17 protein-coding genes and 1 pseudogene are annotated in these 19,560 nt (G+C 46.2%); 12 read left to right on the plus strand and 6 right to left on the minus strand.

The features are described 5' to 3' along the window. Positions 1 to 630: transposase (locus tag RIC07_RS35330; RefSeq protein ID WP_446398584.1), on the minus strand; the 630-nt coding region annotated here is incomplete at its 3' end. A 594-nt stretch (positions 631 to 1,224) separates the two neighbouring features. Between RIC07_RS35330 and RIC07_RS35335 the strand changes: the two genes are divergently transcribed. The 3 genes from RIC07_RS35335 (at position 1,225) to RIC07_RS35345 (ending at position 5,150) form a co-directional block, all read left to right on the plus strand. Next, complete coding sequence (locus tag RIC07_RS35335) at positions 1,225 to 2,658, plus strand: toll/interleukin-1 receptor domain-containing protein (protein ID WP_446398585.1); 1,434 nt, start codon at positions 1,225 to 1,227, stop codon at positions 2,656 to 2,658. 229 nt (positions 2,659 to 2,887) lie between these two features. Then, the gene (locus RIC07_RS35340; protein WP_446336531.1) at positions 2,888 to 3,478 is read left to right on the plus strand and encodes a DUF3038 domain-containing protein; all 591 of its coding nucleotides are present in this window, start codon (positions 2,888 to 2,890) and stop codon (positions 3,476 to 3,478) included. A 94-nt stretch (positions 3,479 to 3,572) separates the two neighbouring features. Further along, the gene (locus RIC07_RS35345) at positions 3,573 to 5,150 is read left to right on the plus strand and encodes a DUF4335 domain-containing protein (RefSeq protein ID WP_446398586.1); all 1,578 of its coding nucleotides are present in this window, start codon (positions 3,573 to 3,575) and stop codon (positions 5,148 to 5,150) included. Here RIC07_RS35345 and RIC07_RS35350 read toward each other — a convergent pair. Together RIC07_RS35350 and RIC07_RS35355 are read right to left on the minus strand one after the other, a co-directional pair. Then, positions 5,117 to 5,260 carry a hypothetical protein gene (locus tag RIC07_RS35350; protein ID WP_446398587.1) on the minus strand — a complete coding sequence of 48 codons (144 nt, stop codon included), beginning with the start codon at positions 5,258 to 5,260 and terminating at the stop codon, positions 5,117 to 5,119. The two genes, RIC07_RS35345 and RIC07_RS35350, sit on opposite strands and share 34 nt — an antisense overlap. Before the next feature lie 96 nt (positions 5,261 to 5,356). Continuing rightward, entirely contained in the window at positions 5,357 to 5,998 is a 642-nt protein-coding gene (locus RIC07_RS35355; RefSeq protein WP_446398588.1) for a restriction endonuclease subunit R, read from the minus strand. Between the two features lie 265 nt (positions 5,999 to 6,263). On the opposite strand from RIC07_RS35355, the gene RIC07_RS35360 reads away from it, so the two are divergent. The 4 genes from RIC07_RS35360 (at position 6,264) to RIC07_RS35375 (ending at position 12,572) form a co-directional block, all read left to right on the plus strand. Then, the gene (locus RIC07_RS35360) at positions 6,264 to 7,847 is read left to right on the plus strand and encodes a B12-binding domain-containing radical SAM protein (RefSeq protein WP_446398589.1); all 1,584 of its coding nucleotides are present in this window, start codon (positions 6,264 to 6,266) and stop codon (positions 7,845 to 7,847) included. 401 nt (positions 7,848 to 8,248) lie between these two features. Continuing rightward, complete coding sequence (locus RIC07_RS35365) at positions 8,249 to 9,649, plus strand: DNA methyltransferase (RefSeq protein WP_446398590.1); 1,401 nt, start codon at positions 8,249 to 8,251, stop codon at positions 9,647 to 9,649. Next, positions 9,649 to 10,620: an AvaI/BsoBI family type II restriction endonuclease gene (locus RIC07_RS35370; RefSeq protein ID WP_446398591.1), complete on the plus strand. Its 972-nt coding sequence runs from the start codon at positions 9,649 to 9,651 to the stop codon at positions 10,618 to 10,620. Before RIC07_RS35365 ends, RIC07_RS35370 begins: the two co-directional genes overlap by 1 nt. Before the next feature lie 293 nt (positions 10,621 to 10,913). Continuing rightward, complete coding sequence (locus RIC07_RS35375) at positions 10,914 to 12,572, plus strand: ABC1 kinase family protein (protein ID WP_446398592.1); 1,659 nt, start codon at positions 10,914 to 10,916, stop codon at positions 12,570 to 12,572. 225 nt (positions 12,573 to 12,797) lie between these two features. Here the strand turns inward: RIC07_RS35375 and RIC07_RS35380 are convergent, their stop codons facing one another. The 3 genes from RIC07_RS35380 to RIC07_RS35390 all read right to left on the minus strand — a co-directional run bounded on the left by RIC07_RS35380 (position 12,798) and on the right by RIC07_RS35390 (position 14,894). Further along, complete coding sequence (locus RIC07_RS35380) at positions 12,798 to 13,343, minus strand: cofactor assembly of complex C subunit B (RefSeq protein ID WP_446398593.1); 546 nt, start codon at positions 13,341 to 13,343, stop codon at positions 12,798 to 12,800. A gap of 244 nt (positions 13,344 to 13,587) precedes the next feature. After that, positions 13,588 to 13,941 (minus strand): PadR family transcriptional regulator, encoded by a 354-nt coding sequence (locus RIC07_RS35385; protein WP_446349072.1) that lies wholly within the window; start codon positions 13,939 to 13,941, stop codon positions 13,588 to 13,590. Between the two features lie 491 nt (positions 13,942 to 14,432). Continuing rightward, positions 14,433 to 14,894 carry a hypothetical protein gene (locus tag RIC07_RS35390; RefSeq protein WP_446380340.1) on the minus strand — a complete coding sequence of 154 codons (462 nt, stop codon included), beginning with the start codon at positions 14,892 to 14,894 and terminating at the stop codon, positions 14,433 to 14,435. A 272-nt stretch (positions 14,895 to 15,166) separates the two neighbouring features. On the opposite strand from RIC07_RS35390, the gene RIC07_RS35395 reads away from it, so the two are divergent. From RIC07_RS35395 to RIC07_RS35415, 5 genes and pseudogenes are all read left to right on the plus strand, one after another. Then, positions 15,167 to 15,736 carry a DUF3611 family protein gene (locus RIC07_RS35395; RefSeq protein ID WP_446380341.1) on the plus strand — a complete coding sequence of 190 codons (570 nt, stop codon included), beginning with the start codon at positions 15,167 to 15,169 and terminating at the stop codon, positions 15,734 to 15,736. A 96-nt stretch (positions 15,737 to 15,832) separates the two neighbouring features. After that, positions 15,833 to 17,119 (plus strand): serine--tRNA ligase, encoded by a 1,287-nt coding sequence (serS, locus tag RIC07_RS35400; protein WP_446398594.1) that lies wholly within the window; start codon positions 15,833 to 15,835, stop codon positions 17,117 to 17,119. A 139-nt stretch (positions 17,120 to 17,258) separates the two neighbouring features. Next, entirely contained in the window at positions 17,259 to 18,359 is a 1,101-nt protein-coding gene (rseP, locus tag RIC07_RS35405; protein ID WP_446398595.1) for an RIP metalloprotease RseP, read from the plus strand. 267 nt (positions 18,360 to 18,626) lie between these two features. Next, positions 18,627 to 19,280, plus strand: a complete 654-nt coding sequence (nth, locus tag RIC07_RS35410; protein WP_446398596.1) for an endonuclease III — start codon at positions 18,627 to 18,629, stop codon at positions 19,278 to 19,280. Further along, positions 19,277 to 19,560, plus strand: a pseudogene (locus RIC07_RS35415) (hypothetical protein); the annotation flags it as partial. The gene nth and the pseudogene RIC07_RS35415, both read left to right, overlap by 4 nt.

Here is a 19,560-nt window from a genome sequence, read left to right on the forward strand (position 1 = left end):
AGTTTTCGGTTTTTTATTGGCTTTCCCCTTGACGGATTCATACAGGTCGTCTATTATTTCTTCACTGGCGACTCTGGCTTGGTTTAATAACCCTAAATCATTCGGATACTTTATATCTGATGGTACCACCGTTCCATCAGACAGCAATTTTCCCTTATTGGCACACTCCTCTTTTTGTTCTCTGGCTATTCCCACGTTTTCTTCCTGTAACTCATTCTCGTTTTTTTTTAATGCCTCACACACCATCTTTTCATTTATTTGGTTGATTAGCTCCGCTTTTATTCTTTCTCTAAATTTCACCAATAGGGATGACTCAAACGGGGGTTCGTTGCTATACTTATTTTGTCCTATAAAGTATTGTAGATAAGGGTTTTCCTTTATCTGTTCGACTGTCTCTCTATCACTTATTCCTAATTTCTCTTTGATGATTAATGCTCCCAATGCCATCCGAAATGGTAGAGCGGGTGCTCCTATATCTACCGCAAAATTCTTAGCATATTCCTCTTCAAATTCTGACCAGGGTATCAACTTCGACATGATTACCCAACGGTTATTTTGTGATAACTTTTCCTCAAAGGGGAGTTGAAAGTTTTCTGGCTCCGTAGGCACTGAATCTACTTTTCGGTACATCTACCTGATCAGGGGTGCAAGGATATGAAGGGATTTTACCAGATTTCCTTGTATTTGGACAACGGTCAATAGGGTTCTAAGCATTGCTAGCTAAGGGTTTTGGCTTTGTGCAGCAAGCCCTAGCTAGATCAGATCACGATAGTATCGTACCCTGATCCCAAAGGGATAATTGATTGGGTAGGGGCACGGCATTGCCGTGCCCTATTATCACCATCGTAGTAGCGTGGCACACCTTAATTTGATAGATTGCCTCATACTTTTCACGTTTATGGAATACAAAATTGTATCGGCTTGCTTTTAAGCGCAATCATCGTCTGTAGTCTACTAACTTGAAAACTGCTGTAAAGCGAAAACTAATACTGGAAAGCTTTTAAGCTGTGTCTGTTTACTCCTCTAATCTTTCCCCCTCATCCCCTAACCCCTTCTCCCTCCGTGGGGAGAAGGGGAACCAGACTCTCTTGCTCCCCTCTCCCCCGCGTGGGAGAGACAGAATCTTCCCTTAACAGGGGGGTGAAACTATTGCCTATTGCCTCTCCCCACCACAAGACTTGTTAAGAATACCCTAATTATTTACTCGATTTAGGCACAAAAAAAATGACCCAATTATTTGATGCTTTCATCTCTTACGGACGCGCAGACAGTAAAGCGTTCGCCCAAAAAATTAAAGCTTGTTTAGAGGAACAAGAATTCAAGGTCTGGTTTGACTTTAATGATATTCCCTTAGCCGTCGATTTCCAAAATCAAATTGATGATGGGATTGAGGAAGCGAGTTACTTCCTATTCATTATCTCTCCTCATTCCGTAAATTCGCCCTATTGCCGTAAAGAAATCGAATTAGCCATTAAGCTGAATAAACGCATCATTCCCCTGCTACACGTTAGGGAAATTAGCCAGAAAACCTGGCAGCAAAGAAACCCCAATGGAACAGAGGAAGAGTGGCAGGCTTATAAAGCCAAGGGGTTACACGAAAGCTATCAGAATATGCACCCGACAATTCGTAAACTGAACTGGGTGGATTTCCAAGACGGAATCAACGACTTTGAAAAATCCTTAGCCGACTTAATTCATTTACTCCACTCTCATCGGGATTATGTAGACAAGCATACCCAGTTTTTAGTCAAATCGCTGAAGTGGAAGCGGCAACATGAGCATCCGAGTATTCTTTTGCGGGGGAGTGAATTGGCAGTTGCTGAGGCTTGGTTACAGGAAACTCAAGCGCAAAAGAAACAGCCTGCCGCGACGGAGTTACAACAGGCATATATTCAGAAAAGCAGGGGATATAAACGCAAAAATCGGCTGGTGTTAATCGGGGTAATTGTTTCGGTGATGGGGATAATGACGACAGCAGCCGTTGCCTCGACAACTCTCTGGCTAAAGGCAGAATGGCAGGAGGTTCGTGAGAAGACTTTTCCCCAGGTGCAGTCAAATTTACGGGATGCCAGGGCGGATGCTAGAGAACCCCATCTGATCAAAGGGCATGAGGATGGGGTCTTCTCAGTAGCATTTAGTCCCGATGGAAACAGGATTGTCAGTGGCAGTGGTGACAAGACGATTCGTCTGTGGGACACTTCTGGCAAACTCATCGGTCAGCCCTTCCAAGGTCATGAGGGTTGGGTTTTATCAGTGGCATTTAGCCCCGATGGAAACAGGATTGTCAGTGGCGGTTATGACAACACGATTCGTCTGTGGGACACTTCTGGCAACCTTATCGGTCAACCCTTTCAAGGGCATGAGTCTTTGGTTATCTCAGTAGCATTTAGCCCCAATGGAAACAGGATTGTCAGTGGCAGTTTTGACGGGACGATTCGCCTGTGGGACACTTCTGGTAACCTCATCGGTCAACCCTTCAAACAACAACCCTTCAAAGGGCTTGAGTATCCGGTCAGATCAGTCGCATTTAGCCCCGATGGAAACAGGATTGTCAGTGGCAGTATGGACGGAATGATTCGCCTGTGGGACACTTCTGGCAACCTTAGCGGTCAACCCTTCCAAGGGCATGAGGATTCTAGTCACGCCGGAGGAGATTGAGGAATTGTTAAGGTAGTTACCAATCCGTATCCGGGGAACGCTACCCCCGTTATAACCAAGTCCGCACAGGCGGACGAAAGTTTGTGTAGCAGCGATTTCAATCGCCATGGAAAAAGGGGATTCTGCTCCTCAATTCTGCGCCAAGGAAACTTAGGGTACACTCTAAAAGTCGTGTTTCTCTATTGGTAACTACATCCACCCGCCTGATTAAATTTCTTACTCTAACGTTATGCGCTCTACCCTAAAGACGCCAACCTCGTCTCACGCTTGGCAGGATTTGCCCTTGGCTCAAGTGCCAGACTCTCTACAACTGGATAACATTAAAACCCAGTTGGACTTAATCTTAATGGCGCTGGAAGCCCTGGCGGGTATTGGTTCTGAAGCAATGCTGCAAGCGGCGGCTGACTTAAATTTAGAGTCGGTGGTGTCCGATCGCGTCGGGTTATGGCGTCTGCGTCAGTCTAACCCTCAGCGGAAAAGTTCCGGAGGGCGTAAAAAGTTGGATGTGGAAGAAGCGCGATCGCTGGTTTTGATTATTTGCCATTTAGCCAAACAGCATCAGGAACTCATCCGTCGGGCTGTAACCCTATTGGAACAAATGACCGAACAAAATAGTGAACCCCATCGGACTGCGTTGTTAGGCGATTATCTCGATACATTTATTAACACCTATCAGGAACGGATGGAGCAAGGAGACAATGTATCTATGGATTTACTTAATCAACTGGCATTCAAATTACTCATTGATTTACTCTTTTACAGTGATTCTCATGGTCATCGGCGTCTCTGGTTAGCCTTATTAGGTTCAGCGTCTGCGTAGGGGCGGGTTTAGGAAATAATATTGATGGTTATCCTTAGCTTGGCTGCAAAACCCGCCCTTTCTTTCATGGCAAGAATTATTTGACAAATGACCAATGACTATGCCCTTATCTAGCTCAGTTCTACGCCGCTATACGCCACCCACCTGTACTCTGGAAATTGTGGCAAAAACGTCACCCCTGTCGCGTTGGGTGGGGAAGTCTGTGGTGAAAGACTTACAGTTTGAGTTACATTTTGACGATCCGCGACAGCCTGACGAAAAGCTAGTGACGATAAAAGGCGATCGCACGGAACTGGATGTCTTATATGAGGCAGTAAGTCACTACGTCCAAAACTTACTCAACACCTCTCCCCAACCCTTATCCTGGACTAATCTAACCTCTTCTGTACAAACAGATAATCCAGAGGAATCCGAATCTAATACCCCAAGAACCGCCTCTCCTATTTCATTAGTTACCTCTGATCAACCCCAAGACAATCAAGAGTCGGAACTACCATCCACAAAATTACAACCGTTAAAAAAGTGGGCAATTTCATTAGGCATTACGCTACAACCCAAAGGATTAGTCACCCATGAATTAGTTCTCGGTCAACTGGCAAACGAAGACTCTGGATCAGTTGTTTATTTAAGTGTCCTTCAACTGTTCGACTTAGCCACCGCTTTAGATGATTATGCCGCAGAAATTTTAGCCTTACCCAATCTGAATCGTGCGGGTAAAGCCAAAGTTCTACCCCTGTGGACAAAAGCCGCCGCCGCCGTCGTGTTAGCCGTAGGAGTAACGACGGCGGGTGTGAGATGGTTCAATCAATCCCAATTAACTCAGGAAACCGCAAGCCTCAGTTCAGCCTCAGATTCAGCCGAAGAAGTCCCCTCCAACCTAGCTCAAGAATTGCCCACACCAACACCATCCCCCTTACCTTCGCCGCCTTCGCCAGTTCCGACGCCAACAGTACCACCCTCGTTAGCCAACGCGCCCACAGTACCTCCCCCCAAACCCGTTAAACCCCCAGCACCATCGACTCGGAGTTCATCACCCGCACCCCAACGTCAAGAGATTGCCATCACACCTCCACCCCAGCGCCCTGCGGCTCAACCTGCACCGAGTACACCAGCCTCTCCGTCAACTCCACTCCCTACCCAGCCTAGTCGCCCTCCAGCGCCGACTGGGAATGTGCCAAAGTCCCGGAGTTCGACCCAAGTACCCGCGACACCCCCACCTCTGCCCGTATTTCCCCCTCTTGATGTCACTCCAGCTACACCGGAACTCCCAGACGTGATGAGTAGTCCCTCAGTAACCGCCCGTCGTCCTTCTTTGCCAACGGATACGGAGATAGAGTCAACCGAATTAGGTGATACCAATGATGCCGCTAGAGGTAGACTCTTTGACACAATTCCCCAAGTTGCCCAGGCAAGAACCTACTTGCAACAGCGATGGCAACCGCCAGAGGATGTGACAAAAGCGCTAGAGTATCGGTTATTTATTGACCAAGATGGTTCCATTGAACGGATTATTCCTCTCGGACAAGCCTCACAAGTTCACATTCAAGAAACTGGTATTCCCTTAGTCGGTGAACCGTTTGTTTCACCTGTTCAAGGAGACAGGAATCCCACAATTCGGGTTGTCCTGAATCCAAATGGTCAAGTTGAGACATTCTTAGAGGATATGCGGTGAAATAAACACAGAACAGGGAACAGGGAACAGGGAACAGGGAACAGGGAACAGGGAACAGGGAACAGGGAACAGGGAACAGGTAAGGTAGAATTTCGAGTTAACTTCCTCATCTTCCCCATCTCCCTCACCTTCCCCAGCTCCCCCAGCTCCCCCAGCTTCCTCTGCTCCCTACCCCCCCACAACACTTATTCAGCAGCCCCTATTTATTAGGGATTCCAGTTGCGGATAGCCTTGAGTACCTGAAGCAACTGAATGGCGCGATCGCTCTCGAGTAAACTTAATGTTGGCATATACTGATAAGTCAGCACTTCTGCTTTAGCGACATGGAAAAACTGATAGGTTGCGCCGTTGGTGACTAAACCCCAAACAGAAGACTGCTGTTCCAGACTTGGGTAGGCATAGGTCAACATTTGAGCAATTCCCGAAAATTCTGAAGCAGCTACGTTCTTACTTTCAACAATCAGCACCCAGAGTAAAGTTGCCAGCGATGTTTCAACCCTTCGATTCACCGCCACAAGGTCAAAACGTCCCCGAATATGGGTATCTTTATCTTCGATATAAATTTGCTGAATATCTTCTTCAACTCGTAACTCAATCGGGGAGCGGTTGTAACCTGCTAATCGCAGCATGGGATTGATAGAAATTAACTTGGCTTGCCCTTCAGAGACTTTTCCACGCCGGAGATACGCTAGAAAATCGGCTCTAATTTGTTGCAGTTCTTGCCAATCTAAGTCGGTGAGAGGTTCTAAGGTTAGGAAATCATTAAAGCTGCCATCGTACATCGGGATGAAACCGAGTATAGTCTCAACCTCTTCTAGCGTAATCTCCCTAGCTCTGAAGATAACCATAATGTTGACTGAAGACGTTCCTCAAGAGACAATAGTGCAATCTTCACCTTACTTGCCTCATACGCTACAAAAATCATAACCTAGTGGTGCGATCGCACAGGGGATTTTATCACCGACTTTTCGCAACCCCACTGTATTGTGGAAAAATTCCCCCCATCAGAAGAATCGCGATCGCTCACCAAGGCGTATACTATGGGGAATTAGGAATTGGAAGACCCTACCCAGGAGAATTCCCGGATTCCCATTGCCCACTACCTAAATTACCATGCGCGTTTTACTCCTCTATCCCCAGTTTCCCAAATCGTTCTGGTCCTTTGACAAAGCCATCGAACTGGTAGGACGTAAGGTAACTCTGCCACCTTTGGGTATGATTACTGTAGCAGCGATATTGCCTCAGACGTGGGAATTTCGCCTAGTAGACCGGAATGCGAGATCAGAAACTCAAGCCGATTGGGATTGGGCAGATTTAGTTATTATCTCCGGGATGATTGTGCAGAAACCGGATTTACTGCATATCATTCGGGAAGCCAAGCGGCGTGGGAAGACAGTTGCAGCCGGAGGTCCCTATTTTACCTCTGTACCCGAGACAGCATTACAAGCTGGGGTCGATTTTCTAATTTTGGATGAGGGGGAAATTACCTTACCCAAGTTTGTCGAAGCGCTGGAACGCGGAGAAACCTCTGGTGTATTCCGTTCTGATGGAGAAAAGCCGGATGTTTCCCACACCCCAATTCCTCGCTATGACTTACTGAATTTAAGCGACTACAGTGATATGTCGGTACAGTTTTCTAGAGGCTGTCCGTTTCAGTGTGAGTTTTGTGACATTATTGTCCTGTATGGGCGCAAGCCGCGCACGAAAAGCCCAGAACAACTACTCGCCGAATTACAACGACTCTATGACTTGGGGTGGCGGCGTTCGATTTTCCTAGTGGATGATAATTTTATTGGCAATAAGCGTAATGTCAAGCTATTACTGCGAGAAATGGGTCCTTGGATGGCAGAACGCGGCTATCCGTTCCGCTTAAGCACAGAAGCTTCCGTCGATTTGGCACAGGATCAGGAATTGCTGGATTTAATGATAGCGGCTAACTTTACGGGTGTGTTTTTGGGAATTGAAACACCGGATACAGAGAGTTTATCCATGACTCAAAAATTCCAGAATACTCGCAACTCTCTGATGGAAGCCGTACAAACGATAAATAAGACTGGACTGCGGGTGATGGCAGGGTTTATTATTGGCTTTGATGGGGAAAAACCCGGAGCAGGCGATCGCATTATCCAGTTTGTAGAAGCCACAGCGATTCCTCAAGCCATGGTGAGTATGCTTCAGGCGTTACCCAATACGGCATTATGGCATCGACTTAAGCGAGAGGAGCGTCTGTTAGAAGAAGATAAGGAAGCCAATATTCACCAAGGAACCCTAATTAATTTTATCCCTACTCGTCCTGTCGAAGAACTGGCTCGTGAATATGTCAGTTGTTTCTGGGAACTGTACGAACCCCACCGCTATTTGGGGCGAGTGCATCGCCATTTCCTCCAGATGCAACCCACGCCGCACAAGCGTAAATTCAAGATACCCGACTGGACAACTCTGCGGGCGCTATTAATTATTATGTGGCGACAGGGAGTCAAGCGTTACACTCGGTTCCAATTTTGGCGTCAATTATTCTCAATTTTACGGAAAAATCCCCGCATCTTTGAGCGTTATATCGTCAATTGCGCTCATCTGGAGCATTTTCTGGAGTACCGTCAAATTGTCCGGAATAATATTGAAGCGCAATTAGCAGAGTATTTAGCTGAAAAAGCCAAGCTTTCTGCTGAAGTGAGACCAAAAGAATTAGTCAGCTAAATTAATTACTGGCGTGGCATAAGCTGTTTTGCATTTAAACCTTAATGTCAATAATGACAAAATCCTGGCCGTAGTGCGAGCATCTTGCTCGCTACCCATTCCCAATTTAAATGCGTGACAGCTTAGATAAAATTGTGGATTAGATGTGACGATTGAATCGGGCGCACGTCTGTGCGCCCCTACAGTGGCTGGATATTAATCTATCAAATTAGATGTGCTACACCACTACATTAAAATCTGCTTACCCGTGCATAAGTAGTCGGACAAAAGAAAAAGAAAACGGTACTGTATTAAGTTTTGTAAATCGCCCTCAAATCCTTACTGTTCCCTGTTCCCCGTTCCCTGTTCCCTGTTCCCTAATATCAACCGTTAACTTGAATTATGTCCACCCCCTAGTATAAATGGTATCAGTTCAACCCAGCTTAGGTGAAATTGAACACCTAGACTCGGAATTAGTAAAACACTTCGATGGCAAGTTAATTGTCGATGATCAGCTTAATCGCTCATTGGTTAGTTATCAAGCCAATAAAACTCGCGCCATATATCGTTGGTACAAATATAAAGAAGCGTTTTCTGCTGCTTTAGTGGACTATCTATTGCAGCGTTATGGGATTACTAACGGTACAATATTAGATCCATTCGCTGGGAGTGGTACAGCCCTATTTGTCGCGAGTGAAATGGGTATCAATGCCCAAGGTATTGAATTACTGCCAATTGGTCAAGAAATCATTACAATTCGGAAACTATTAGCCTCAGAAATTACCACTGATGATATCGCTATTTTAACCCATTGGTCAACGACACGACCTTGGGAAAACGTTAAGAATATTTGTTCTCTTCCCGAACTACGAATTACTAAAGGGGCTTATCCGGAAGCAACTCAAAACGCAATTGAACAATACATGAGCGCATGGCAAGGTGAGAATAAACGAGTTCAGGCTATTTTACGATTTGCCTTACTTTGTATTTTAGAATCAGTGAGTTATACGCGCAAAGATGGTCAATATTTGCGCTGGGATTATCGCTCAAACCGGAAAGCCGGAAAGAAGGCTTTTACTAAAGGAAAAATTCCCAGTTTTGCTGAAGCAATTTGCCGTAAACTCGATCAGATTGTGGCTGACTTGCAGCCTCAGCATGAACAGCTTGAACTTTTTTCGGTAGAACAGGAACGAGGTGAGATTAAGCTTGATAAGGGTTCGTGTCTAGATTTAATGCCAACCTTAGCCGATAGTTCCTACCATGCCATTGTCACATCACCGCCCTATTGTAATCGCTACGATTATACCAGAACCTATGCCTTAGAATTAGCATTGTTGGGAATCAATCAGCAAGAATTAGTCAACTTAAGGCAACAAATGCTAAGTTGTACTGTGGAAAATCGCCCCAAAGATTTACTTCAGATAAACCCTCACTGGAAATCCGCGATCGCGGCGGCGGATCAACAGGAATTATTACAAGCTATTCTTCACTATTTAGATGCTCAGAACGCACAGGGAAGTTTAAATAACAAAGGAATTCCGCGTATGGTTCGCGGCTACTTTTATGAAATGGCTTGTACATTCGCTGAATGTTCGCGAGTTTTAAAATCTAATGCTCCCTTAATCATGGTAAATGATAATGTTCGCTATGCGGGAGCGAGTATTTCCGTAGATCTTATTCTTTCAGACTTAGCCGAAAAATTGGGCTTTTTTGTGGAAACTATCCTCGTGTTACCCAATGGTAAAGGTAATAGTAGTCAACAAATGGGCGCTCATGGACGAGAACCATTGCGTAAGTGTATTTATGTGTGGAGAAAAGGCTAATGGCAGCGGATAAGCCCTATTATCAGCATTTGAATGCCAGGGATGACTTAGTGACTCCTTATACAGCAATAAGAGCTGGTTTTGTCGCGTTAGCTTTAGAGAAGAATAGACGTGCTACACCATTTGTTGAGCAAGCAAGAGTTTTGAAAGCGGCTGCATCTAGAACCCAAATCCCTATGGAATTAGTGGATATTGAGGAGATACAACCAGCATTATTAACAGCAGCAGGTGTTTCAGATAAAGCAGCAAAGTATCTAGCTCCGCAGAATAAAATAGCAGCGATTCGGGGATTGATTGAAAATTTTCTTGAGCCAGCAGGCTCAAATTTTGTTGAAGAATTAGTTTTTCGATTTCTGCTCATACGAGGAGATACCCTAGGCGGTTCAATGCGAAATGTGGGTGGAGTCTTAGCACAACGTAAGTTAACACGAATGTTGCTATCTACTTTGACAGTTGCAGGTAAATCTTATCAATGGCTGCATTCAAGCATGAATCGGTGGGTGCAAATGACGAATGAAGACTCAGATATTGAATTGCACTTAAAAGGGCTAAGCTGGAAAAATAATGAGCAAAACAGGACTCTTTATAACTTGACCGTACCTTTTATTAAAAACAATGTAGATTTATGCCTATTAAACTGTAGTCCCCAAGAGTTGGCAACAAAAAAACTGGCTAAAGCAACGTACAAGCTTCCGACTGTTTACCTGGCTCTTGGAGAACTCAAAGGAGGTATTGATCCGGCGGGTGCTGATGAACATTGGAAGACAGCTCGTTCAGCACTACAGCGCATCAATCAAGCATTTATGACCCATGGACTAAAACCGCATACCTTCTTTATTGGAGCCGCGATTGAAAATAAAATGGCAGGCGAAATTTGGCATCAGCTAGAGGAAGGAACCCTGACAAATGCGGCTAACTTAACGAATGACAATCAACTGGCATCTATATCAGGTTGGCTATGCAGTCTTTAAGTATATCTCATTAAGCTGAAAACGACTCTCTAAGTTGAGAAACCGATAAAATGCACGTCAATTGAAATCTGAGAAAAAAACCCAACTCATAGAAGATTTTGTTGGGTAACGCTTACGCTCTACCCAACCTACTATTCCCAACTTAATCCAGTAGACGGATTGCCAGATAGGGAAACTCCTGCAATGATTAAATTATTTCTTATATTAAATACAGTATCCTTCAGTTGAGGGATTAGAGTACCACTGACCTGACTCCTAGACTAACCTCTGTTCCAAGCCCATCAGTATAAACTATGTTCTCCTTAACTCAAAGCAACTCTCGACAACGCGAAATTCTAGAAGTCGTCTTCCGCAATGGTTGGGAGTACATGCGAAGACTGCTGACAGGTAGTAAGGCTGACGAACCGCAATTGCCTCCCCCAGAAGTACTGCGGAACGTACTAACGGAATTGGGACCCGTTTATGTGAAGCTAGGACAACTGCTGAGTACTCGTCCTGATTTGTTACCTGCCGATTACATTGACGCTCTCTCAGAACTCCAAGCTAAGGTGCCACCTGTGCCATGGAGTGAGGTTGAAATATTACTGCGAAAACAACTGCGAAAGCCGCTAGAAGAAACCTTTGCTAAGATAGATCCTCGATCTGTGGCTGCTGGTTCTATTGCCCAAACCCATCGAGCTACCCTAAAAAATGGTCAGGATGTTGCGCTGAAAGTTCAGCGTCCAGGGATTGATAAGGTTGTTCCTCAGGATATTGCGATAATTAAAGGCTTGGCAGATTTAGTCTCGCGCACTGAGTTTGGACAAGACTATGATGTCGTGGCATTAGCTGATGAGTTTACCAGCGCTCTACAAGCCGAACTCGATTTTACCCAAGAAGCCAGCTATACTGACCAATTGCGGCGCAATCTTTCCAGAAGTCGCTGGTTTGACCCAACACAAATCGTGGTTCCTGCTATTTATTGGGAGTTGACCACGGAGAAACTGATGGTGATGGAATGGTTAGAGGGTAAACCCATTCTAGACGCCCAGTTTTCTGCCGAGCAAAATGGCGAGGATAGCAAAACTGAGAAGGAACAGCGCAAAGCAATTACTACGCTTTTATTTCGTGCCTTTTTTCAGCAACTCTATGTGGATGGTTTTTTCCATGCTGATCCTCATCCGGGCAACTTATTCTATCTCCAGGATGGTCGCGTGGCGCTTTTAGACTGCGGCATGGTTGGACGCTTAGACCCACGCACTCAACAGATTTTAACTGAAATGTTACTCGCGATCGTTGATTTAGATGCTCAACGCTGCGCCCAGTTAACCCTGCAACTCTCTGAGTCAGGTCAACCTATTATCTTATCGCGGTTGGAAAATGACTACGATCGCATGTTGAGAAAATACTACAACCTCAGCATCTCACAAATCAACTTCAGTGAGATCTTTTATGAAATCCTAGAACTTGCCCGAAATAACCGAGTCCGTTTACCCAGCAATATGGGATTATATTCCAAGTGTCTCGCCAACTTGGAAGGGGTGGCTCGTACTTTTAATCCAGAGGTGAATCTCCTCGACGAAATCAAACCCCTGATGACCGATTTATTTCGGCGTCAGCTTTTGGGTTCAAATCCCTTGCAAACCTTTCTCCGAACCGCTCTGGATGTCAAAAGTCTCTCGCTACAATCTCCCCGTCAGATGGAGTTACTGCTTGACCGGATAACGTCAGAAACTTTAAAGTGGAATATTACAGTTCGGGATATTGACCCTCTGCGCCGCAGTCTAGATGATTCAGCCAATCGGCTTTCATTTAGTATTTTGGTGGGTTCCTTGATTATGGGGGCAGCAATTATCTCCACCGGAGCGCAAACGAGTCAGCTTTCACTATTGAGTAATATCCTATTCGGTGTTGCCAGTTTTTTAGGGTTGTGGTTAATTGTCAGCATCCTCAAGTCAGGACGATTGAAGTGATTGGTCATTTGTCATTCGTCATTCGTCATTCGTCAAGGAATAGGCAATAGGCAATAGGCAATAGGCAATAGGCAGTAAATAGGTAAGGTAGAGTTTTGAGTTAACTTACTCATCTGACACACCGAGCGAAGTCGAGGTGTTCCCCATCTCCCTTATCTTCCCCAGCTCCCCCAGCTCCCCCAGCTTCCCCAGCTCCCCCAGCTTCCCCAGCTTCCTCAGCTTCCCTTAATCCCCCGCCTCCGGAGAGGGTTGAAGTTTCAAGGCTTGCTGAAGTTGGGCAAGTTCATCGCGATGGGCGATAACAGTAACTAAGCTTTGCATATCCGTTTGTGGATTCGGCAAAGGTTCAACTTTTAGAAACACCTGTTCATCGCGTCCCGCACCTTTCCAGTAAAAAATGCCAGCCACAGGAGCAAGTAAAACTAGCCCCAGGAAAACCTGGGATAGATTTGGGTACAGTATGGATAGAACCAATGATAGGCAAAGAATACCACAGGCAGCGAGTGCAGTTAAAAAGATAGCCAGAAACCAACTAGGTCGGACAAAACCCTGAAATGTCACTTGACCTGTGGCTGGGTCAACCGCAGCTACCCGATATGCCCTTTGATCAAAATAGTTCTGCAACCGTTCTAAGAGGGAGGCTTCGGGTTCTTGGGCAATGAGTTGAACTTTTTGAGTTCGGTCTTTAACCGAAGCACGGATGAAAAAGAACAAACCTACTGCTAACAACAAAGTCAGCAGGAATGTGGAAGACAGAATTGGTGTACTCACAGATATTGACCAACAACAGGTATCCTTGGCTTACCACTTTACTGGGGTGAACCGACATGATTCAACAGTTGAGCCGTAAGAGACTCAACAGCTCCCCTGTCGTTGACAATAATAACTCATTTAGCCGAAGAACCCGTACATGACGGCAGAAACTGACCATCAGTTCACCCCACCAACCCGTGTTTGCACCTCGCCTTGAGTTGGGGAAAGATTGTTACTGATGGTGTAATTCTGCCGAAATGTGCTATATTGCTTGTTTCTCCTGAGTAATATACCTACGCCAAAACCCTGCTAGTTCGCGGGCTTTATCCCGCCAATCACCAGAGATCTGATACATACGACGGGGGCGTCCTCGTCCTTCCACTTTTTTCCAATACCCAGTGATTGCCCCAGCTTCTTCCAGAAACTTGAGGGCGCTGTAAAGAACTGTATCAGACAGTCGATAGGTTGGGTATTCGTGTTCGAGTTGTTGGATCAAGTGAGTGCCATAGGATTCCCCTTCTATGAGGACAGACAACACATAACATACGGCTAATTCCTTGTTGAGATAGTTGGGAGGAGGGTCTTGAAAAAACTGATAGATATCCTCAAATTTCATCTGCATAGTCCGCTGAATATCCCAGTGAGTCAGATTTGCATGGGACAGTTTTCCTAAAACTAACCATGGTTTCAACACCCTGAAAAAGTTTGGTGCAATGTATCGATCAGCAATGAGCAATCTCGACTTGCTCATTCCTCTGGTACTTTATAACCTCAAAGTATTGAGGTCGTCTAATGCACTCGTTAGTTTGGTTACGGCAGATGCAACAGCACTGAATAATCTCCATCAATTTTAGCTAAGTCATGGAGTATTTTTCCAAAAGAATCGAGGCTTCCAAGTCCAGATCCAGGGAAAATCGTCCCCTTAGTGTGCAACCTGAGTGCGTGATCGCATTGCTAGCATTAATAATTTCTACTAGCTTATTGAGCAATAGTCCGCAATATTTTGTTTTCAATTCCTTAACGTTTTCCCTAAGGGGGTTTCAGACCGTCTATTGGTCACGACTTGGAGATGCTACCCTATTTCCGGAGGGGTCTGGAAAACGTTAGTTAAACACCCAGTTCTGGATTCGTCTGCCAAACTTCTTTAATAATCTTACCTGTTTGATCGAAGTCAGCCTGGTAAGACATTGACCAAACCACCATCAGTCCCTGATCAGATTTGGCGGTGATCTGAATTTGAGCTTTAACCGTGCGATCGCGCCGTTGTTGCTCCAGTACCTGAAAGTCTTTGATATCATACTGGCGGAAAAAGTCCTGCCAAGCTGAGTAGATGGATTGCCCCTGATAGGTCTCATTCACATCAGGTACATTGTAGGAGCGCTTAAGAACAGCATGATCACTGTAGCCATAGATTAACAGATCGGGATTAGCCGTTGCGATCGCCTGCCAGTGTTCTTGAGCTGCAGATAGGGGATTCGTGCTGACCTGATTTTTGTACAACGACAAACTCCAGACTAAAGCGATGGCACAGATGGCGTAGGATAAACGTTGTCTCCAATTCGGTTCCATACGCTTCCTCCATGAGCTGACAAGACGATGAGGTTCCCACCGTAGGGCTAAAGCTTGGCTTTCGCTTTATACCTGACCTAACAGACGCATAACCCCCATTAAAAGTTCACCGAGGAATAAGCTAAAGATTATGAAATATAAATGATGAATTATGAAAATTTATAATGAGTGGCAAAGATTCGTCGGAGTTAGCGTTTCGCTTGCACAAACAACAGTTTTCTAGTTCTCCTGGTTAAATATGAAATAGGTGTCACTCACGGATTCGAGTCCCAATGCGAGAATTGCCCGATACGTCCTCACTACCCACCCCCCTCCAGCGCATCGCCTTGGTGCTGCGTACTTTTGGTAGAATTGCTTTGTGGGTACAATTAGTCCTCGGAGTTGTGTCGCTGGGGATCTTGCTCACCGGAATCGCTGGTCGTACCATTGGACCGACAGAAGAGAAACAAGGTGTTGGGTTTGGTATATTTTTAGCTATTTGTGGGTTAGTCACATTAGGTGTGGGTGTCTACATCGCATGGCGCTATACTCGCATTTCCCAACAGTTACTCGTTGGTAATACAGAAACACGACCCAGCAAAGCCGATACCCTTAAAACCATTAGGCTAGGATTAATCGTCAATATGGCGGGCATGTTATTGACGATTGTGGGTGCTCAAGCCATCATCGGCAGCATTGTGATCCGCTCGATTTCCCAACCCTCTGGCTTGACGGTGTACGAAGCCAACCGATTCGTGCGACCCTTAGATTTATTCTTGGTACAGGCGAATATCAACACCATTACAGCTCATTTTGCGGGTATCGCCATTGCCATTTGGCTGTTCAATCGCATTAATCGGTGATTTGTCATTTGTCATTTGTCATTCGTCATTTGTCATTCGTTCTTCGTCATTCGTCCTTCGTCCTTCGTCCTTTTTGCCCAGTATCCATAAAAATCTGTGCTTGACCTAAAGCAAATCCGAGAAAATCCACAAAGCGTCCAAGAACGCCTAGAAAAACGCGGGGCGGGTCAGTATGACCTCCAGCCCATTTTGGACTTGAATCAGCGCCAACGGGAACTAGAGACATCCCGTAGTCGCCTGCAAGCCCGTAGTAATGAGATTGGTAAACTCATCGGTCAAAAAATTAAAGCCGGGAGTCCCCCTGACGCGCCAGAAACCCAACAACTGCGCGAGGAAGGTAATCAGGTTAAAACCCAAATTAGCGAACTAGAACCTCAAGAAAAAGAACTGAAAGCAGAAATTGAGGCGCTATTACTCTCCCTACCCAATCTACCCAGTCCCTCAACTCCCGTTGGTCAGAGTGAAGCGGAAAATGTGGAGGTGCGCCGTTGGGGTGACGAGTATATTCCCCAGAATGACAAGATTTTACCCCATTGGGAAATTGGCGAAACCCTCGGTATTCTCAATTTTGAGCGGGCGGTGAAAGTCGCCCAAAGTCGTTTTGTCAGTCTAATCGGTGTCGGTGCTGCCTTAGAGCGGGCGTTGATTAGTTTTATGCTAGATCGACAAATTGCCGCAGGCTATGTGGAAGTAATCCCACCGATACTGATTAACAGCCGCTCATTAACAGCGACGGGTCAACTGCCCAAATTTGCCGAAGAAAGCTTTAAGTGTGATAGCGATGATCTATGGCTTTCGCCCACAGCAGAAGTCCCCTTAACGAATCTTTACCGTGACGAAATTCTAGACGCCTCCCAACTCCCTATTTATCACTGCGCCTATACACCCTGCTTTCGCCGAGAAGCGGGTAGCTACGGGCGAGATACCAAAGGGTTGATTCGACTGCACCAGTTTAATAAAGTTGAATTGGTTAAAATTGTTCATCCGAGTACCTCGGAAGCTGAACATGAAAAGCTGGTGGAAGATGCTGCTGCCATTTTAGAGGCGTTAAAACTCCCTTACCGTGTTATTGAACTCTGTACTGGAGATCTAGGATTCTCTGCCACAAAATGCTATGACTTAGAAGTGTGGCTTCCTTCTTCGGGAAAATACCGTGAAATTTCGAGTTGTTCCAATTGCGGTGATTTCCAAGCACGACGCGGTAGTCTACGCTTTAAGGAAACGGGCAAAAAAGGAACTCAGTTTGTCCATACCTTGAATGGATCGGGATTAGCCATTGGGCGCACCCTGTCGGCAATTTTAGAGAATTATCAGCAACCTAACGGTACAGTGAAAATACCAGAGGTTCTACACCCCTATATGGGGGGACGGGAGGTGATGTAGAGACGTAGCATGCTACGTCTCTACATCACCTTTTCTTTTACCGCAGGGCGTAACCTTACGAACCAGTGGTCATCTTCCCAAGTATTGAAAGCGGCAACGTACAATAGAAAGGACGCAAGCAATCGTTACATTACTTCTTATGTCAATTTTGGCGGCGATCGCAGTCTTGGCGGTTTTGATTGTGGTGCATGAGCTGGGTCACTTTATGGCAGCTCGTTTGCAGGGCATTTATGCAAATCGCTTTTCTCTTGGTTTTGGTCCAGTTCTTTGGAAATACCAAGGACCCGATACGGAATATGCGATACGCGCTTTCCCCTTGGGCGGATTTGTGGGTTTCCCCGATGATGATCCCGATAGCGAGATCCCTCCGGATGACCCAAATTTACTCCGCAATCGACCCGTTTTAGACCGAGCGATTGTAATTAGTGCTGGGGTCATAGCCAACCTGATCTTTGCTTACTTTCTTTTGGTAGTACAGGTGGGAACGGTGGGAATTACTGACTTCAATTACCAGCCGGGAGTACAGGTTCCAGAAATTGCCGCAGAAAGTAGCTTAGTAGCGAAACAAGCCGGGATTAAACCCGGTGATGTTATCTTAGCGGTTGAGGATCAACCCTTGGGCGCCAGTCGGAATGCGATCATTACCCTGATGACCGAAATTCAAAACTCTCCCAACCAACCCCTAGAACTGTCGATTAAGCGGGGTGAACAAACCTTGTCCCTGGACGTGACGCCAGAACCCGGAGACGATGGCAAAGGTAGAATTGGCGTACAACTGGCACCCAATGGTGAAATAGTCCGCAAGTACGCTGACGGACTTGTCGAGATGTTTACGATTGCGGCTGACGAATATCAGCGCCTGAGTACTGAAATTGCCAAGGGTTTTGGTCAACTGATTAGCAATTTTGGTGAAACGGCTGAACAAGTATCCGGTCCGGTAGCGATTGTGGCAATTGGCGCGAATATTGCCCGTTCTGATGCGGGAAATCTATTTCAGTTTGCGGCGTTGATTAGCATCAATTTGGCGATTATTAATATCTTGCCCTTACCCGCGCTGGATGGGGGTCAACTGGCATTTTTAGCGATCGAGGGAATTCGCGGAAAACCCATCCCGACGGAAGTTCAGCAAAATATCATGCAAACGGGATTGGTTTTACTGTTGGGGTTAGGACTTTTCCTGATTGTGCGAGATACGGCAAATTTGGTTCCCTCTAGTTGGGTGCAAAATTTGTTTCAATGATGTTAGGGAACAGGGAACAGGGAACGGGGAACAGGGAATAGGCAATAGGCAATAGGCAATAGGTAAGGTAGAGTTTTGAGTTAACTTAACTTCCCCATCTTCCCCATCTTCCCCTGCTCCCTCTGCTCCCCCTGCTCCCTCTGCTCCCCCTGCTCCCCCTGCTCCCCCTGCTCCCTCTGCTCCCTCTGCTCCCCCTGCTCCCTCTGCTCCCCCTGCTCCCTCTGCTCCCCCTGCTCCCCCTGCTTCCCCTGCTTCCCTAAATTGTTCATGAGCATCACCCGTAAATGGTCAGCTAAACAGCAACAGGCATTGGAGATTTTGCTTCGCCTGAAGCGACTTTATCCGGATGCTCACTGTACGCTCAACTATGACACTCCTGTACAGTTGCTGGTGGCGACGATTCTCTCAGCCCAATGTACGGATGAACGAGTGAATCAGGTGACACCGGAGTTGTTTCGCCAATTCCCTAATGCTAGGGCGATCGCGCAGGCGGATATTGAGGTGCTAGAAGCCTTGGTGCGTCCGACTGGATTCTATCGCAATAAGGCGAAAAATATTCAAGGGGCTTGTCGGATGATCGTCGCCGAGTTTGGCGGTCAGATTCCGAGACGTATCGAACTGCTGATGAAATTACCGGGTGTAGCTCGCAAAACTGCCAATGTTGTGCTAGCCAATGCCTTTGATATCCACGAGGGAGTGACGGTGGATACTCATGTCAAGCGCTTGACTCAGCGTCTGGGTTTGACGGAACATAGTGACCCAATTCGTATCGAACGTGATTTAATGCGACTGTTGCCTTTGGAAGACTGGGAAAACTGGTCAATTCGGTTAATTTACCATGGTCGGGCAATTTGTCAGGCGAAGAAGCCGAAGTGCAACGCTTGCGTACTGGCTGATTTATGTCCCAGTGCTAGGATTTGAGGGATGATGTGGAGCAGAGGGAGCAGAGGGAGCAGAGGGAGCTGGGGGAGCAGAGGGAGCTGGGGGAGCTGGGGGAGCTGGGGGAGCTGGGGGAGCCTGACAGGTGTAGGTTTTTTATTTTATGGTTGGGACTAGACTTGGAGGACAAGGAAGGAAAGAAGACAAGGGGGGAAAACCGTACAGAATTCGGTTCGGTCAAACTAACTTCTAAAAGCCGAAACGCCCTATTTTTCGTTCTCACTCTTCCTTGTCTACTGGTCTACCTGTCTTCCTTGTCTTG

The organism is Coleofasciculus sp. E1-EBD-02 (assembly GCF_040218245.1).
In the GTDB taxonomy this organism is placed as follows: Bacteria; Cyanobacteriota; Cyanobacteriia; order Cyanobacteriales; family Coleofasciculaceae; genus Coleofasciculus.

Bases quoted from the DNA above. Each gene is read 5' to 3' on its own strand.
- RIC07_RS35335 (WP_446398585.1), top strand. From the start codon at position 1,225: ATGACCCAATTATTTGATGCTTTCATCTCTTACGGACGCGCAGACAGT.
- RIC07_RS35340 (WP_446336531.1), top strand. From the start codon at position 2,888: ATGCGCTCTACCCTAAAGACGCCAACCTCGTCTCACGCTTGGCAGGAT.
- RIC07_RS35345 (WP_446398586.1), top strand. From the start codon at position 3,573: ATGACTATGCCCTTATCTAGCTCAGTTCTACGCCGCTATACGCCACCC.
- RIC07_RS35350 (WP_446398587.1), bottom strand. From the start codon at position 5,260: ATGAGGAAGTTAACTCGAAATTCTACCTTACCTGTTCCCTGTTCCCTG.
- RIC07_RS35355 (WP_446398588.1), bottom strand. From the start codon at position 5,998: ATGGTTATCTTCAGAGCTAGGGAGATTACGCTAGAAGAGGTTGAGACT.
- RIC07_RS35360 (WP_446398589.1), top strand. From the start codon at position 6,264: ATGCGCGTTTTACTCCTCTATCCCCAGTTTCCCAAATCGTTCTGGTCC.
- RIC07_RS35365 (WP_446398590.1), top strand. From the start codon at position 8,249: ATGGTATCAGTTCAACCCAGCTTAGGTGAAATTGAACACCTAGACTCG.
- RIC07_RS35370 (WP_446398591.1), top strand. From the start codon at position 9,649: ATGGCAGCGGATAAGCCCTATTATCAGCATTTGAATGCCAGGGATGAC.
- RIC07_RS35375 (WP_446398592.1), top strand. From the start codon at position 10,914: ATGTTCTCCTTAACTCAAAGCAACTCTCGACAACGCGAAATTCTAGAA.
- RIC07_RS35385 (WP_446349072.1), bottom strand. From the start codon at position 13,941: ATGAAATTTGAGGATATCTATCAGTTTTTTCAAGACCCTCCTCCCAAC.
- RIC07_RS35390 (WP_446380340.1), bottom strand. From the start codon at position 14,894: ATGGAACCGAATTGGAGACAACGTTTATCCTACGCCATCTGTGCCATC.
- RIC07_RS35395 (WP_446380341.1), top strand. From the start codon at position 15,167: ATGCGAGAATTGCCCGATACGTCCTCACTACCCACCCCCCTCCAGCGC.
- rseP (WP_446398595.1), top strand. From the start codon at position 17,259: ATGTCAATTTTGGCGGCGATCGCAGTCTTGGCGGTTTTGATTGTGGTG.
- nth (WP_446398596.1), top strand. From the start codon at position 18,627: ATGAGCATCACCCGTAAATGGTCAGCTAAACAGCAACAGGCATTGGAG.